The 15337-nt window shown below is 57.1% G+C and carries 12 protein-coding genes; 7 read left to right on the plus strand and 5 right to left on the minus strand.

The window, feature by feature from the left end:
- Positions 1–100: 100 nt before the first annotated feature.
- From ACR0MJ_RS09520 to ACR0MJ_RS09530, 3 genes are read right to left on the minus strand one after another with little or no spacing between them, the layout of a single operon-like run.
- Positions 101–1066 carry a sensor histidine kinase gene (locus ACR0MJ_RS09520; protein ID WP_480760805.1) on the minus strand — a complete coding sequence of 322 codons (966 nt, stop codon included), beginning with the start codon at positions 1064–1066 and terminating at the stop codon, positions 101–103.
- Entirely contained in the window at positions 1054–1731 is a 678-nt protein-coding gene (locus ACR0MJ_RS09525) for a response regulator transcription factor (RefSeq protein WP_170393903.1), read from the minus strand. Before ACR0MJ_RS09525 ends, ACR0MJ_RS09520 begins: the two co-directional genes overlap by 13 nt.
- The gene (locus tag ACR0MJ_RS09530) at positions 1709–3175 is read right to left on the minus strand and encodes a DUF4153 domain-containing protein (protein ID WP_480760806.1); all 1467 of its coding nucleotides are present in this window, start codon (positions 3173–3175) and stop codon (positions 1709–1711) included. The genes ACR0MJ_RS09525 and ACR0MJ_RS09530 overlap by 23 nt, the downstream gene beginning before the upstream one ends.
- Before the next feature lie 166 nt (positions 3176–3341).
- On the opposite strand from ACR0MJ_RS09530, the gene ACR0MJ_RS09535 reads away from it, so the two are divergent.
- The 6 genes from ACR0MJ_RS09535 to ACR0MJ_RS09560 all read left to right on the plus strand — a co-directional run bounded on the left by ACR0MJ_RS09535 (position 3342) and on the right by ACR0MJ_RS09560 (position 12883).
- Positions 3342–5648, plus strand: coding sequence for a Tex family protein (locus tag ACR0MJ_RS09535; RefSeq protein WP_480760807.1), 2307 nt, complete (start codon positions 3342–3344; stop codon positions 5646–5648).
- Positions 5649–5857: 209 nt separating this feature from the next.
- Complete coding sequence (locus ACR0MJ_RS09540; protein WP_170393897.1) at positions 5858–7438, plus strand: ABC transporter substrate-binding protein; 1581 nt, start codon at positions 5858–5860, stop codon at positions 7436–7438.
- A gap of 149 nt (positions 7439–7587) precedes the next feature.
- Positions 7588–9153 (plus strand): ABC transporter substrate-binding protein, encoded by a 1566-nt coding sequence (locus ACR0MJ_RS09545; RefSeq protein ID WP_480760808.1) that lies wholly within the window; start codon positions 7588–7590, stop codon positions 9151–9153.
- Positions 9154–9241: 88 nt separating this feature from the next.
- Positions 9242–10219 (plus strand): ABC transporter permease, encoded by a 978-nt coding sequence (locus ACR0MJ_RS09550; RefSeq protein WP_170393893.1) that lies wholly within the window; start codon positions 9242–9244, stop codon positions 10217–10219.
- The gene (locus ACR0MJ_RS09555) at positions 10216–11166 is read left to right on the plus strand and encodes an ABC transporter permease (protein ID WP_480760809.1); all 951 of its coding nucleotides are present in this window, start codon (positions 10216–10218) and stop codon (positions 11164–11166) included. The genes ACR0MJ_RS09550 and ACR0MJ_RS09555 overlap by 4 nt, the downstream gene beginning before the upstream one ends.
- A gap of 4 nt (positions 11167–11170) precedes the next feature.
- Entirely contained in the window at positions 11171–12883 is a 1713-nt protein-coding gene (locus ACR0MJ_RS09560; RefSeq protein WP_480760810.1) for an ABC transporter ATP-binding protein, read from the plus strand.
- Positions 12884–12914: 31 nt separating this feature from the next.
- On the opposite strand, the gene ACR0MJ_RS09565 is transcribed toward ACR0MJ_RS09560, so the two are convergent.
- Both ACR0MJ_RS09565 and ACR0MJ_RS09570 read right to left on the minus strand, forming a co-directional pair.
- Positions 12915–13652: a creatininase family protein gene (locus ACR0MJ_RS09565; protein WP_480537098.1), complete on the minus strand. Its 738-nt coding sequence runs from the start codon at positions 13650–13652 to the stop codon at positions 12915–12917.
- A 45-nt stretch (positions 13653–13697) separates the two neighbouring features.
- Complete coding sequence (locus ACR0MJ_RS09570) at positions 13698–14468, minus strand: transporter substrate-binding domain-containing protein (protein WP_170393886.1); 771 nt, start codon at positions 14466–14468, stop codon at positions 13698–13700.
- Positions 14469–14588: 120 nt separating this feature from the next.
- Here ACR0MJ_RS09570 and ACR0MJ_RS09575 point away from each other — a divergent pair, with 120 nt between their 5' ends.
- Entirely contained in the window at positions 14589–15329 is a 741-nt protein-coding gene (locus ACR0MJ_RS09575) for an amino acid ABC transporter ATP-binding protein (RefSeq protein ID WP_480760811.1), read from the plus strand.
- The last annotated feature ends 8 nt before the right edge of the window (positions 15330–15337 follow it).

Here is a 15337-nt window from a genome sequence, read left to right on the forward strand (position 1 = left end):
ATTTGACAGGGCCTCCCTTAAATGAGGATTGGCTTGGGATCAATCGTATTGAGCGGCGCAAATTGACACGGGTCGAATTAGTTTGGGCTATTGAGTGATATCACACACCCGGAAACACCAACTCAAATCGCGCACCGGTCTTGGAAGGCACCAGCAAAATCCGCCCGCCATGTGCCCCCAACAGGTTTGTAACGATGGTCAGGCCCATCCCGGTCCCTCCCTTCTCGCGCGCGGTTGTGAAGAATGGGTTGAAGATGCGGTCCCGATTACCGTCGGATATGCCGGAACCATCGTCTTGGACAACCAATCGACCGAGTTCTGCGTGCAGGACCACCTGCCATGCCCCGTGACGGCGTGCATTATCCAGAAGATGTTGCAGGGCAATTTTCAGGCCAGAGGCTGCAAGGTTCAATGCCTGATCGCCGCCTTCTATGCTGATGTCCAATTCGGGAAACGAAGCGCTTAACTGATCGGCAAGATCGTTCAGGCTTGCCTCCCCATGGTGTTCCGGCACTCGTGCCTGTGCAACCGTGTTAAGAGCGCTGAGCTGCGTTTGCATCTGATCGCTTGCGCCCAATATCTGTTGCAGCAATGCGTGATCCTGCTCCGAGAGCGTTTCGGCCTCGGCCAACAACTCTCCTGCCGCACGGATCGCGGTGACAGGGGTTTTCAACTCATGCGTGACATGATCTGCAAAGACGCGGATCGAAGCTTCGCGCCGTTGCAGTGTATCCGCCATGCTCAGAACCGAACCGGCGAGGCGCGACAGTTCTTGTGTGCCGTAGTGATCGGGCGGCTCGGCGCGTTGCCCTTGTTCAATGGCCCCTGAATAGGTCGCCAGCGACGTTATGGGGCGGAGCAGAAGCCGAACCATAAGGTATCCGAATACTCCGGTCGCACATCCGATCACGATCGCCAGCAAGCCCGCAGCGTTTCGAAACCCGATCTCAGGTCCAAGATACCGCAGCGCGATCAGACCCAGCAGAGACAGGGCGAGCGTACCCGCGAGACCTCCGCCAAGAACAAAACCCAGCGAAGGGCGCCATTTGCGTCTCAGCCCGGCCATGCACCCATCCGCAATCCGATCCCATGCACGGTTTCGATGGCACCGGCCCAGCCCTGATCCCCCAACTTGCGTCGTAAGTTCCGCAAATGACTATCCAGTGTCCTATCCGAGACCGGACTGCCTGCGCCATAAATCGCATCAACCAATTGTGGTCGCGAGACGATGGCGGCGGGCGTTTGCATCAGGCGACGCAAAATCGACAGCTCGGTTGCGGTTAAGGCAAGCGCATTGCCGTCGACCCGAACCAAATGCGCCGACACATCCATTTCAACCGGGCCATGCCGCAGGAGAAGCTCTGCAGCACCCGGTTTGCTGCGTTTCAGGATGGCTTTGATCCGTGCAACCAACTCACGGGGGCTGAAAGGTTTGGTCACGTAATCATCCGCTCCCAACTCGAGGCCCAAAATGCGATCAATCTCGTCATCACGCGCGGTCAGGAACAAGATTGGTACGTCCGAGCGTGCCCGCAAGCGGCGACAAACCTCAAGCCCATCGATCTCAGGCAGGCCGACATCCAGCACGACAAGATCAGGCGCTTCCCGCATCGCGTGGGTTAGAGCCATTTGGCCATCGCGGGCGGTAACCGTTTGGTAGCCCGCGCGCTCAAGCGTGATCGAGACCAGCTCTCGCAGGCGTGGATCATCATCCACGACGAGGATTTTCATCTACCTTCTCCGGCATGGGTTCGACGGCCAGATTACGGATCACCCGATCTGCGCGAAAGCCCCAATTCCTCCAATTGTCGACGACCGGAGGGGTTACGCAATTGCGTACCCGTTTGTCCTTCAGCAACTCTGCCGCCGCCATCTCATTGAGCTGACATGCGTAGTAGGCATCAAACCGTATCGGATTTTCCAGATTCCAACGGGCGATTAAGGCTGAAAAATTCACGAAGCAGCATGCATAGAGCACGCCAATCCCCAGGATCGCAGATCGCAGCAATAACCAACGGTTCGATTTACCCAGCAAAATTTGCCAACCGGTCAGACACAAGCCCACAGCAACCAGCGCCATCCAGATTGCCGCATGAACACGCAAATAGGTCAGCCCGTAGAAATCAACGTAAAGCGACAGGCGCATCAGCGATGAGATCACCAGCAGTACATTCTGCGCCAGCCATAGCATCATCCATCTTGTCAGCCCCTGCCGCTCGTTCAGATAGGGTCGCGCGGCCAAGGCAAATGCGCCCGCCAGCAAAGCTGTGACCAAGAGTGGGTATGCCCCGCGATGAGCATATTCAGCATAGGTCATCCCCTCGGGCAACTTGGCGTTGCCCCAAAGAAAGACCATGTCCATCCCAGTTTGCACCGCCAGCAGCAAGTTGAACACCATTAGCGCATTAGCAACGGATTGGGCATTCAGGCCAAAGGCAGGCAATGGGCGCTTGCGTCCGGGGCCAAATCGGGGGGTAAGCAAGTCAGGCCGCAAGGTGACCGCAAGAAAGGGCCAGATCGTGATTGCCGCCCCGATCCAGAATAGCAGTCGGTCGAACCGCATATCAAATCGCCAAATCCGATCGATCCAATCAGACAAGACCGGATTGGCCGCAACCATCAGCGAAGCAAGGATCAGTGCGCCTCCGATCGGGAAACTCCAGTTGCGCAGTGCACGAAGGGTAACCCCGTCAACGCGGGAAACCGAATGACCTTTCTGAACCGCCTCTATCCCGTGTCTGAGCGCCAATATTGGAAACAGAGACAGAAACCGGCGAACCGAAGCGACCTCATGATTGCCCAGCACGGCCCAACACAGCGCAATGGTCGATCCACCCAGCAAGAAAGCTACGGACAGGGCTTGAACATATTCCACCACCGGAAGAATGCTAAGCAGCAAAAGAAGGGTTGGCCCGACAAGTCCACCACGGCGGCGCAGCAAGGCAAACACTACAGCGGAAACCGCCAACGTAAAGAGTGCGATTGAAAGGCCAGGAGAATGGTCGAAAAACAGAAAATCGGCGAGCGCAACCAGAAACACCAAACCCAAAAAAGCGTGGCGATTGCCGGGTTCCGCTAAGCCATCGGCTCGGTTTGTGCCTCGATCAGGGGTGTCCAGCCACCAACTATCTTGTAAAACTGATGTCGGTACACCGCGCACGATGAACTGTCCCATTTAACTGCTCCTTGTTTGTGTTGGTTCTGTCTGGCCTAGGCAGGTGCAGATCACCGCGTAAGGGTCGTGCATTTTTTGTGCAGAGGTGCTTTTCGCAGCGCAGCCTCTTCCCCTTGTGCGTGCCGGTGGCTAAGACGATCTTCCAACCGCAAGTCAGGAGGCCCCTTTGGACCGTATCGCCCGCACCATCGCCACCGAGATTAACGCCCGCGCGGAACAGGTTGGGGCCGCGGTCAGGTTGTTGGATGAAGGTGCGACCGTGCCCTTTGTCGCCCGTTATCGGAAGGAAGTGACCGGCGGGCTGGATGATACCCAATTGCGCACCCTTTCCGAGCGACTGAATTATCTGCGTGAGCTTGAGGCCCGGCGCGAGGCGATTCTGTCCTCGATCAAGGATCAGGGGAAACTGACGGACGATCTGGTGAAATCGATCGCCCAAGCCGAAACCAAGGCGCAGTTGGAAGATATTTATCTGCCGTACAAGCCCAAACGCCGGACCAAGGCGATGATTGCCCGCGAGAATGGTCTGGAGCCGCTGGCCGATGCGATTCTGTCGGACCGGTTGGCCGAACCAGAAGGGCTGGCTGAGGGGTATCTGATTGAGGCTGTCCCCACGACCAAAGACGCGCTGAATGGTGCACGGGACATCATCACAGAGCGGCTTACCGAAAACGCTGCTTTGTTGGGAGAGCTACGTAACTTCATGCAGCGTGAGGCGTTGCTGAGCGCGAATGTTGTCGAGGGTAAAGAACAAGCAGGGGCCAAGTTCAGCGATTACTTTGATCATTCCGAGCTTTGGTCGAAAACCCCGTCGCATCGAGCGCTTGCAATGCTGCGCGCCTCGAAGGAAGGGATCGTAACGCTAGACATTGCTCCCGAACCCGAAGCGGGCGCCGCGCGGGCCGAGGCCATGGTTGCGGCTCATCTGAACACGCGGGGCGATGCGCCGGGTGACAAATGGCTGCGCAAGGTTGCGGGCTGGACATGGCGGGTCAAGCTGTCGCTGTCGATGATGGTCGAACTGATGGCCGACCTGCGCAGCCGCGCACAAGACGAGGCAATTCAAGTGTTTTCGCGCAACCTAAAGGATCTGCTATTCGCTGCTCCGGCGGGGGCACGTCCGACGCTTGGGTTGGATCCCGGCATTCGCACCGGGGTCAAAGCCGCCGTGGTGGATGCAACCGGTAAGGTGGTTGCAACGGATACGCTATATCCGTTTCAGCCCAAGAATGATCTGCGTGGTGCACAAACGGCAATCCTGAACCTTATCGCTACACATAAAATCGAGCTTATTGCCATCGGCAACGGCACAGCCAGCCGCGAGACTGAGCGTTTGGTGGCCGATACGCTGTCGCTTCTGCCCAAGACCGTCAAAGCGCCCACCAAGGTCGTCGTTTCCGAGGCTGGAGCCTCGGTCTACTCGGCATCCGAGCTTGCCGCGCGCGAATTTCCCGACCTCGACGTCTCGCTACGTGGAGCGGTCTCGATTGCCCGCCGGCTACAAGATCCCTTGGCTGAACTGGTCAAGATTGAACCCAAGAGCATCGGCGTCGGTCAGTATCAGCACGATGTGGATCAGCACCGCTTGTCACAGTCACTGGAGTCGGTGATCGAAGATGTGGTGAACGCTGTGGGCGTGGATCTGAATACAGCTTCAGCCCCCTTGCTTTCGCACGTCTCGGGTCTGGGACCGGGATTGGCCGAGGCGATCGTCACGCACCGAGATATTCATGGTGCCTTTGCGTCTCGCAAGGATTTGCTGAAGGTGGCCCGTCTTGGTCCACGCGCCTTCGAGCAGTGTGCAGGTTTCCTGCGAATTCGCGACGGTTCAGAGCCTCTGGACGCCTCCTCGGTTCACCCCGAGGCTTACGATGTCGCCCGTCGGGTAGTGGCAGCATGTGGGCGCGACATTCGCCAAATCATGGGGCATGAAGGCGCGCTGAAAGACCTGCGCGCCGAGCAGTTTGTGAGTGACACCTTCGGCTTGCCAACGGTTCGCGACATTTTCACCGAATTGGAGAAGCCCGGCCGAGACCCGCGACCCAGTTTCAAAACGGCGTCGTTTACGGACGGGGTTGAGGAAATCACGGACCTGAAGCCCGGCATGGTGCTGGAGGGTACCGTCACCAACGTCGCCGCCTTCGGCGCGTTTGTCGACATTGGCGTGCATCAGGACGGGTTGGTTCATGTCAGCCAACTGGCCGATCGGTTCGTGAAGGACCCGCATGAGGTGGTCAAAACCGGGCAAGTTGTCAAAGTGACGGTGGTCGAAGTCGACGTTCCACGTAAGCGCATTGGGCTGTCCATGCGCAAGGACGGTGGCGCTTCGGCACGCGAGGGCAATGCACTCCGTGGCAAGGGCAAACCGGCACGAACACCCAAGCCAGGGGAACAGCGGCGCAGCCATGGGGGTCAGAGCACCCAGAACGGGGCCTTTGGTGACGCTCTTAGAGACGCCTTCAATAAACGTTAGGCGGCAACCCTGTCATAGGGCTAAATACGAGGCGTGTTTCTGCATGACCTACATTCACCTAAGCCCCGGCAGACAGAAAGAAAAGCAGGGCGCTAACATTCGGGTGTTGCAACTCGGACCATGATCTGGATGATGCTGGCCCATGATGGCCGAAAAATTCGGCCAACCGTATGAAAATGCGGCCACAACAAAAAATGGGGAGACGACTTATGTCATTCAAAACTCTGATGCTTGCCGCCAGTGCAACGGCGATGATCGCGGCGGGCGCTTCGGCGGAGACGCTGCGATGGGCCCGTGCAGGTGATGCGCTGACGCTGGACCCGCATGCGCAAAACGAAGGCCCGACCTCGGCCATGGCGCACCAGATCATGGAAACGCTGGTGATGCGTGATCACTCAGGCGCACTGGTTCCATCGCTGGCGACCGAATGGGCACCATCGGAAGAAAATCCGAATGTCTGGGTGTTCAAACTGCGCGAGGGCGTTACCTTCCACGACGGTGCCGAGTTCGACAGCGAGGATGTCGTGTTTTCGCTGAACCGCGCGATGACGCCGGATTCGGATTACAAGGAACTGTTGGCCTCTGTGAAAGAGGTGCGTGCGCCCGACAAGTTCACGATCGAGATCGAAACTGACGGCCCAAACCCGATCATGCCCAACAACCTGACCAACATGTTCATGATGGACAAAGGTTGGGCCGAGGCAAACAACGCCGTCAAGGTTCAGGACTATGAGGGCGGCGAAGACACGTTTGCGGCCAAGAACGCCAATGGCACCGGTCCCTACAAGCTGGTCAGCCGCGAGCCCGACGTGAAAACCGTCCTGGCCGCCTATGACGGCTATTGGGGCAAGGATGAGTTCCCGCTGCAGGTAACCGAGATCATCTATACCCCGATCCAGAACGCCGCGACCCGTGTTGCCGCGCTGCTTTCGGGTGAGGTTGATTTCATTCAGGACGTGCCCGTACAGGACCTCGAGCGTGTAGCCGGAACCGATGGTCTGGACGTACGCACCGCGCCGCAGAACCGGGTAATTTTCTTTGGCATGAACATGGGCGACGCTGATCTGACCTCGGACAATGTGGATGGTAAGAACCCGCTGGCTGATGTCCGCGTTCGACAGGCGATGTCAAAAGCGATCAATCGTGATGCGATCAAACAGGTCGTGATGCGTGGTCAGTCTGCTCCTGCTGGCATGATCTCACCTCCGTTTGTGAATGGTTGGGATGCAGATATGGATGCGTCCTCGTCAACCGATATCGAAGGGGCCAAGGCGTTGATGGCCGAAGCAGGCTATCCTGATGGATTCTCGCTGACCCTGAACTGCCCGAATGACCGCTACATCAATGATGAGGCGATCTGTCAGGCAGCGGTTGGAATGCTGGCCCAGATCGGCGTCACAGTTAACCTGGACGCCAAACCGAAAGCCCAGCACTTCCCGTTGATCAACAACCTAGAAACAGATTTCTACATGCTGGGCTGGGGTGTTCCGACTTATGACTCGGAGTACATCTTCAACTTCCTCGTCCATTCGAAGGGCGAAAAGTACGGCTCGTGGAATGGCACACGCTACTCCAACCCGGATCTGGATGCCAAAATCGTGGCCCTTGCCTCTGAAACTGATCTGCCCGCACGTGATCAGCAGATCGGTGATATCTGGCAGGTTGTTCAGGACGAACAGCTTTATATCCCGATCCACCATCAGGTGCTGAACTGGGGCATGAAATCGGGCGTGGGCACCATCGTCGAGCCGGAAGATTCACCGAAGATCAAATACTTTGAGATGAACTAAACTATCCTCTGTGATGGTATGCAGGGCGCGGAAACGCGCCCTGTTCTTGTTTGCGCCGTCGGTAACGGACCTGTGATCTCGGCGCAGGAACGGCTTTACGTGGCAGCGAAAAAGCTGGATTGTTTCAGCGCTAACAGGGAGATTTCGCCATGATCCTCAGAAACAGTGCAATCGGCCTGACCATGTTGCTTGCAAGCGCCGCGCAGGCGGCCGAATTCAAGTGGGCCTCGACCACCGATCCGCAGACGATGGACCCTCACGCGGTCAACTCGGCCCCAGTTCTCGGGTTCCTGAACAACGTCTACGAAGGGCTGGTCCGCCGCGGAAAGGATATGAGCGTTGAGCCCGCGTTGGCTGTCAATTGGGAGCCGATCGGCGACGGCGAAGGATGGCGGTTCAATCTGCGTCAGGGCGTGACCTTTCACGACGGAAGCAGCTTTGACGCGCAAGATGTGCTGTTCAGCTACCAACGCGCCTCGGGTGAGGCGGCGGACACGCGCAGTTGGTTCGCTCCTGTCAGTGACGTCATTGTAGTTGATGACTACACCGTTGATATCATGACCACAGCACCTAACCCGCTGTTTCCGTCATCGATTGCCAACTGGATGATCATGGATCAAGACTGGACTGAGGCCAACGACGCCGTGGTCCCCGACAAAGAAACCGGAAACTACGCCACCATCAACGCCAACGGCACCGGCGCGTTCAAGGTGACCGAGCGCGAGCCGGGTCTTAAGACCGTGTTGGAACCTTATGAAGGCTGGTGGGGGGATGTTGAACACAACATCACCCGTGCAGAATTTAATCCGATCCAAAATCCTGCCACGGCCGTAGCGGCGCTTCTATCGGGCGATGTGGACATGATCAACCCGGTCCCCATTCAGGACGTCGCACGGCTGCAGCAGAACGCAGAGGTCGATGTCATCCAGGGCATTGAAGCGCGTGTGATCATGCTGGGCTTCGACCACGAGGCTGACACGCTGAAATACACAGACGATGCGGGCAAACCCAACCCGTTCCGTGACGCGCGCGTGCGGCAGGCAGTTGCGCAAGCGGTGAATGTCGACGCCATTCTGGCCACGATCATGCGCGGAAATGCCGAGCCCGCATCGCAGCTCGTCAGCCCAGCCATGAGCGGGTTCTCCGAAGCCAACGCCGGACGCCCCGCGTTTGATGCGGAGTCGGCAAAGGCGCTGCTGGCCGAGGCCGGATATGCAGATGGTTTCTCATTTGGCCTGAAATGCCCCAATGACCGCTACCTTAATGACGAGGCCGTCTGTCAGGCCGTCGTTGGTATGCTGGCTCAGATCGGGATCACCGCCGAGCTGGACGCGATGCCAGTGCGGAACTATTGGCCGGAACTGCGCGAAGATAATTACGACATGTACCTGCTGGGCTGGAGCCCCGGTACGTTCGACGCCGAGCATCCGGTCCGGTTCCTTGTCGCAACCCCGAACGAAGAGAAAAAGCTGGGTAGCTGGAACTTCGGCGGTTTCTCGAATGCACGTGTCGATGAGCTGTTGCCGATGATCCAGTCAGAACTGGATGAGGCCAAGCGTCAGGCGATGCTGGACGAGGTTACTCAAATCTATCAGGACGAACACGTTTATGTGCCGATGTATGTCCAGCCGCTGGTTTGGGGCACGCGCAGCAATGTCGAGGTCACGCAGCGTCCGGACAACTTCTTCCTGCTGCGTTGGGTGAATGTGAATTGATCGGCGGCAACGTCGCGTTGAGTTGACAGCACTCTCTTGACCATCTGGTCAAGGTCGGCCTAGAGAGACCGATCTACGAGGGAAACATATGTTCGCATATATCGTCAGACGGATGTTCCAGTCCGTCATAGTGCTGTTGGTCGTGGGGTTGGTCGCCTTTTCGATGTTCCGATTTGTTGGCGACCCGATCGACAACATGCTGGGTCAAGAGCGCACGCAGGCCGACATTGACCGCCTACGGACCGAGCTTGGGTTGGACCAACCTTTTGTGGTGCAATACGCCAAGTTCCTGCAAGGCGCCGTTCAGGGCAATTTCGGTGTGTCTTATCGCCAGGGGCGACCGGTCTCGACCATCCTGGTGGAACGCGCTCCGGCGACGTTGGAATTGGCCTTTGTGTCCGGCTTTCTTGCGATCACGATGGGCATTGCCCTCGGTGTCTTTACTGCAATCCGACGACAAGGGATCGCTGCCAATGTGATCATGACCGTTTCCTTGATCGGGGTTTCGCTGCCGACGTTCCTCATCGGCATCCTGCTGATCTATGTTTTCTCGGTTGAACTCGACCTACTGCCCAGTTTCGGGAGGGGCGAGACTGTTATGATTGGCAGTTGGTCCACCGGGTTTCTGACAACCTCGGGGCTCAAGGCGTTGATATTGCCTGCAATCACGCTGGGCCTCTATCAAATGACACTGATCATGCGGCTTGTCCGGTCCGAGATGCTGGAGGTTCTGCGCGCTGACTATGTCCGCTTTGCCCGCGCCCGAGGGCTGTCGGACCGGGTGATCAATTTCCGCCACGCGCTGAAGAACACTCTTGTGCCGGTGATCACCATCACGGGCCTTCAGCTGGGGTCGATCATCGCTTTTGCCATCATCACCGAAACGGTGTTCCAATGGCCGGGCGTCGGCTTGCTGTTCATCAACGCGATCCAGTTCGTGGATATCCCCGTTATGGCTGCCTATCTGATGCTGATCTCAGTGATGTTCGTGACAATCAACCTGATTGTCGACCTTCTGTACTATGCCATTGACCCGCGCCTGCGTGTCGACGCGAGGGCCACATGACCGAAACGATGGAAACCCCGAAAGTCGCGCCTAAATCGCGTATGGCTAAATTCTGGGACAGCGATTTCGCCTGGTCTTTCCGGCACTCTCCGGTAGCCATGATCGCATCTTTGGTCGTGGCCATTCTGGTGCTGGCGGCGATCTTTGCCCCGCTGATCGCGCCATATAACCCGTTCGATCCAGCAACACTGAACCTGATGAACGGGTTCACACCGCCAGGTACGCCCAATGCGTTTACGCAAGAGACCTTTTTGCTAGGCACGGATGACCAAGGGCGCGATGTGTTCTCGACCATCCTCTACGGGTTGCGCATTTCATTGTTCGTAGGTGCCTCTGCTGTGCTTCTTGCCTTGATCATCGGCGTGATCCTCGGTCTGATCGCTGCGTATTTCGGAGGTTGGATCGAGACGCTGATCATGCGTATCGCAGACGTGCAACTGACGTTCCCGGCCATTCTGGTCGCAATGCTGATCTTTGGGATTGCCAAAGGAATCACTCCGCCGGAATACCGCGATGAGATGGCAATCTATGTTCTGATCATCGCGATTGCGTTGTCGGACTGGGTGCAGTTCGCACGCGTCGTCCGTGGTGCTGCTCTGGTCGAGAAAAACAAAGAATATGTACAAGCCGCGCGCTTGATCGGGCGTGGATCGTTCCCGATCATGTTCCGTCACATCCTACCCAATGTCCTTAGCCCGGTTCTGGTCATCGCCACCATCTCGCTGGCGCTGGCGATCATTGCTGAGGCCACATTGAGTTTTCTGGGTGTGGGCGCCCCCCCGACCCAGCCGTCGCTGGGGACACTAATCCGGATCGGGCAGGGTTTCCTGTTCTCGGGCGAATGGTGGATTTTGTTCTTCCCGGCCTGCACGCTTCTGGCACTCGCCCTGTCGGTCAACTTGTTGGGCGACTGGCTGCGCGACGCGCTGAACCCAAAACTGCGGTGATTTCATGAGCCTTCTGACCATCCAAGACCTCACCGTCGAATTCCCGACCCGCCGCCAGCTGTTTACTGCAGTGGACCACGCCAGCCTTTCTGTCGAACCCGGTGAAATCCACGGACTTGTGGGCGAATCCGGGGCAGGTAAATCCACCATCGGCGCTGCGGTGATGGGCCTTCTGGAACGCCCAGGTCGCATTGCCAGCGGTCAGATTAAGCTAGGCGGCGATAAGATCAGCGGCATCGATGCCGAGGCGATGCGCGGGCTGCGCGGCAAGAAGATCTCGATGATCTTTCAAGACCCGCTTACGTCGCTGAACCCGCTATTTACAGTGCGCGAACAACTGGTCGAGACGATCCAGGCCCATCTGGGTGGATCCGAGGCCGAAGCAAGCAAGCGCGCCCGTGATTTGATCGATCGCGTTGGCATCCCAGACCCGGATACTCGGCTGGATCAGTACCCGCACCAGTTCTCGGGCGGCATGCGGCAACGCGTGGTGATTGCTCTGGCACTTTGCACCGAACCGGATGTGATAATCGCCGATGAACCCACGACGGCTTTGGATGTTTCGGTTCAGGCCCAGATTTTGGACCTGATCAAGGAACTGGCACAAGAGCGTCAGGTGGGTGTCATACTGATCACCCATGATATGGGCGTGATCGCCGATACCACTGACCGCGTGACCGTGATGTATGCGGGCAAGGTGGTTGAAAGCGGCACCACAGCACAGGTGATGGGCCGGCCGCAGCACGAATACACCAAGTCCCTGATCGCCGCCGTACCACGCCCGACGCTGAAACTGCATCGCTTCCCTCAGATCAGCTATGGCGGGCGCGAAACGCGTTTCGCGATCGAGGATATGGCACGCCACTGGCCCAAGGTGGATAACGACGCCAGCAAACCGATCTTTGAAATCCGCAGCCTGACGAAGAAATTTCTGCAAAAGCGTGGATTACTGCCTTGGGATCGTACCTACTTCACCGCTGTCGACAACGTCAGCTTTGACATTCGCGCAGGTGAGGTCTTTGGGGTTGTCGGTGAGTCCGGATCGGGCAAATCCACCGTCGCGCGGATGATTGCGGGGCTCTATCCTGTGGATGGTGGTACCATCACCTTTGACGGGCAACTGGTAAGCGATCTGAGTAATCGTACGGTGCAGGAAGAGTACCGCAAAAACATCCAGATGATCTTTCAGGACCCCTACTCGTCTCTCAATCCGCGTATGCGGGTGGATGAAATTGTGGCGGAGCCGATTCGCCATCACCGCCTGATGGAAGGTGCCGACGTCAAGCGCCGCGTGGACGAATTGCTGGATCAAGTGGGTTTGGGGTCAGAGGCAGGGCTGAAATATCCGCATGAGTTCTCGGGCGGTCAGCGCCAGCGCATCTCGATCGCACGCGCACTGGCGACACAACCCCGGTTCCTGATCTGCGATGAGCCAACAAGCGCGCTCGACGTTTCGATCCAGGCGCAGATTTTGAACATTCTTAAAGACCTGCAAGAGCATCTGGGCCTGACCATGCTGTTCATCAGCCACGACCTACCTGTGGTGCGCCAGATGTGTGACCGAGTTGCGGTCATGAAACAGGGACAAATCGTTGAGGTTCAGGACACCAGCGATCTGTTTGCCAGTCCGAAAACAGAATACGCGCAAGAACTGTTGCGGTTGATGCCGAAACTCGATGAACTGTCGACTGACGGGCTTGGGGTCGAAGCAGAATAGGGCCGCGACACCCATCGCAGGCGCTCCGTGACTACAGGCCTTGTTCGAATGCCCGGAACTCGGCAGCGATAGCCGCAGCTGCTATCGCCAGCAGACGCTCGCCATCCTGAGGATTGGCCAAAGCTGAATGCGATCCAACGCGGCCATCCGGGAAGTCCGCGCGATGCTCGTCGGGTGGACCATGGCGGTCCCCTGCGTGATCCCGGATGTATTCGGCGCTAAGTTTCTGGGGCGGCTCAGCGGCCTGATTGGCAGGCAATGGTCCAAGCAAAGACTGGGTTATGGCAATCTCCGAGGGGGTGGCGTGCATCCCTTCCCAATCTCCATAGAGCTGCTGTCGCAAAACGTTCACTGCGTTCGGCTCCCACCAGCTACGGATCAGCAATTGACCACCGGCAATTTCGCTTTCGATCTGCCGAAGAGGCGCCAGATTGGCCCCGTGCCCATTCACTATGAACACTCCAACGAAACCTTGCTCCAAGAGCCCCCGGATCACCTCATCTGCGATGGTGCGAAAGGTTTCGGCTGAAATAGACACCGTTCCGGGAAATCCCGCGTTGAAAGGCGCTGGCGTGTAGGCCAGCGCCGGAGCGACGATACCCTCGCATTGCATGGCGGCAGCGAGTGCGACAGCCTCGGCGCAAATCGTGTCGGTGCCAATGCGACCCATCGGGCCGTGCTGCTCGGTCGATCCAACCGGCAGCAACACGGCCGCACCGGCATTGATACGAGTGTCAACCTCGTACCATGTCATGTGCTCAAGTTTCATGACTTTGAAAACTCTCGCAGGCGCTCCAGTTACCAGGGCCTCTGATCAGAGGCCCCAGCGTTCCCGGTTTTCGTCAAAGAAGCCTTGGGCTTTTTTCACTTCAATCCAGTTGTTCACATAGTTGATCCAGACCTGATCGCTTTGCGGCAACAGCATCGCGATGGGAGAAGGAGAACGTGGACCGGCATTTTTGACGCGGACGACCGGGAATTTTGCTTCTAATGTTGAGCCCTCGATATTCGAGGTTATGAACACATCTGCACGACCGGCCAAGACCTCCTGAAAACCACGCGCGGGGGCTTCGACCACTTTGATATCCGCATCGGGGAACCATTCGCGCACGCGCTTTTCAAAGGTGGTGCCCAGAGTAGTAGCAACCTTCACGTCCGGTTTGTTGATCGAGTCGTAGCCATCAAATTTGTCGGCCTTTTCCTTGGTTGTGTAGGGAAACAACTCAACCGCGATGTAACTGTCTGAAAACCCTGCAACTTTCATGCGCGGAGGTGAGATAGAAGCCGAACCGGTGATGTGGTACTTCCCCGCTACCACACCATTGACCAATGTTTTCCAGTCGGTGGGCACATATTCGACCTCAACACCCAGATCAGCGGCCAGCGCGTTCATGATGTCGATATCATAGCCTTTATAGCTGTTAGTCGCCGGGTCGCGCAGTGACATCGGGTTCCAGTCACCGGTTGTCCCCACTTTCAGCACGCCGTCATCCAAAATTTCATTCAGAGCCGACTGTGCTTGCGCAGCGCCGCTGATCACAAGACCGAGCGCAGCCGCAGCCGCGACTTTAACAAAACGTTTCATGTGGTTCTCCCGTTGGTGGCGTTAGTCTTTTATCACGACATTGCTTCTTGATTTAAGCGTAAAGAAAAAGATAACCTCAAGCAACTAATTAACTCATAGTAATCACAAGTGGGCCAGCAGATGCCAAACGCAGCGATCGAGCTTGTCGACGTAGACAAGTGGTTTGGCACATTTCACGTGCTCAAGAACATCAACCTGACAGTAAACAGTGGTGAAAAGGTTGTGATCTGCGGCCCATCCGGATCGGGTAAATCAACGGTCGTAAGATGCATCAATCAGCTTGAGAAACATCAAAAGGGCATCATCCGCATCGATGGGGTCGAACTGAACGATGATGCCAAATCTGCAGCCACCATCCGGTCAGAAGTTGGCATGGTGTTCCAGCAATTCAATCTGTTCCCGCATCTAACAGTGCTGGAAAACCTGACCCTTGGTCCGATCAAGGCCCGCGGGTTGAGCCGAAAAGAAGCCGAAGACAAAGCGCGCCACTACCTTGAGCGTGTTCATATACCCGATCAGGCCGACAAGCGCCCGATACAGCTTTCAGGTGGACAGCAGCAGCGAGTGGCAATTGCCCGTTCGCTTTGCATGGAGCCCCGGGTCCTTTTGTTCGACGAACCCACCTCGGCGCTCGACCCTGAGATGATCTCCGAGGTGCTCGACGTGATGGTCGAACTTGCCGAGGAAGGCATGACCATGGTTGTGGTAACCCATGAGATGGGATTTGCCCGAAAAGTGGCCGACAACATGGTGTTCATGGATGCAGGCGAGATTGTCGAACAAGGTAAGCCCGAGCATTTTTTCACCAATCCAAAGTCTGAGCGGTGTCAGAAATTCCTGAGCCAAATTCTACAGCATTGAGTTGGGTC

It is taken from the genome of Ruegeria sp. C6 (genome assembly GCF_056537625.1).

Excerpts from the sequence above, each read along its gene's own strand:
- ACR0MJ_RS09560 (WP_480760810.1), top strand. The coding sequence starts at position 11,171 with ATGAGCCTTCTGACCATCCAAGACCTCACCGTCGAATTCCCGACCCGC.
- ACR0MJ_RS09525 (WP_170393903.1), bottom strand. The coding sequence starts at position 1,731 with ATGAAAATCCTCGTCGTGGATGATGATCCACGCCTGCGAGAGCTGGTC.
- ACR0MJ_RS09575 (WP_480760811.1), top strand. The coding sequence starts at position 14,589 with ATGCCAAACGCAGCGATCGAGCTTGTCGACGTAGACAAGTGGTTTGGC.
- ACR0MJ_RS09555 (WP_480760809.1), top strand. The coding sequence starts at position 10,216 with ATGACCGAAACGATGGAAACCCCGAAAGTCGCGCCTAAATCGCGTATG.
- ACR0MJ_RS09545 (WP_480760808.1), top strand. The coding sequence starts at position 7,588 with ATGATCCTCAGAAACAGTGCAATCGGCCTGACCATGTTGCTTGCAAGC.
- ACR0MJ_RS09550 (WP_170393893.1), top strand. The coding sequence starts at position 9,242 with ATGTTCGCATATATCGTCAGACGGATGTTCCAGTCCGTCATAGTGCTG.
- ACR0MJ_RS09570 (WP_170393886.1), bottom strand. The coding sequence starts at position 14,468 with ATGAAACGTTTTGTTAAAGTCGCGGCTGCGGCTGCGCTCGGTCTTGTG.
- ACR0MJ_RS09530 (WP_480760806.1), bottom strand. The coding sequence starts at position 3,175 with ATGGGACAGTTCATCGTGCGCGGTGTACCGACATCAGTTTTACAAGAT.
- ACR0MJ_RS09540 (WP_170393897.1), top strand. The coding sequence starts at position 5,858 with ATGTCATTCAAAACTCTGATGCTTGCCGCCAGTGCAACGGCGATGATC.
- ACR0MJ_RS09520 (WP_480760805.1), bottom strand. The coding sequence starts at position 1,066 with ATGGCCGGGCTGAGACGCAAATGGCGCCCTTCGCTGGGTTTTGTTCTT.
- ACR0MJ_RS09565 (WP_480537098.1), bottom strand. The coding sequence starts at position 13,652 with ATGAAACTTGAGCACATGACATGGTACGAGGTTGACACTCGTATCAAT.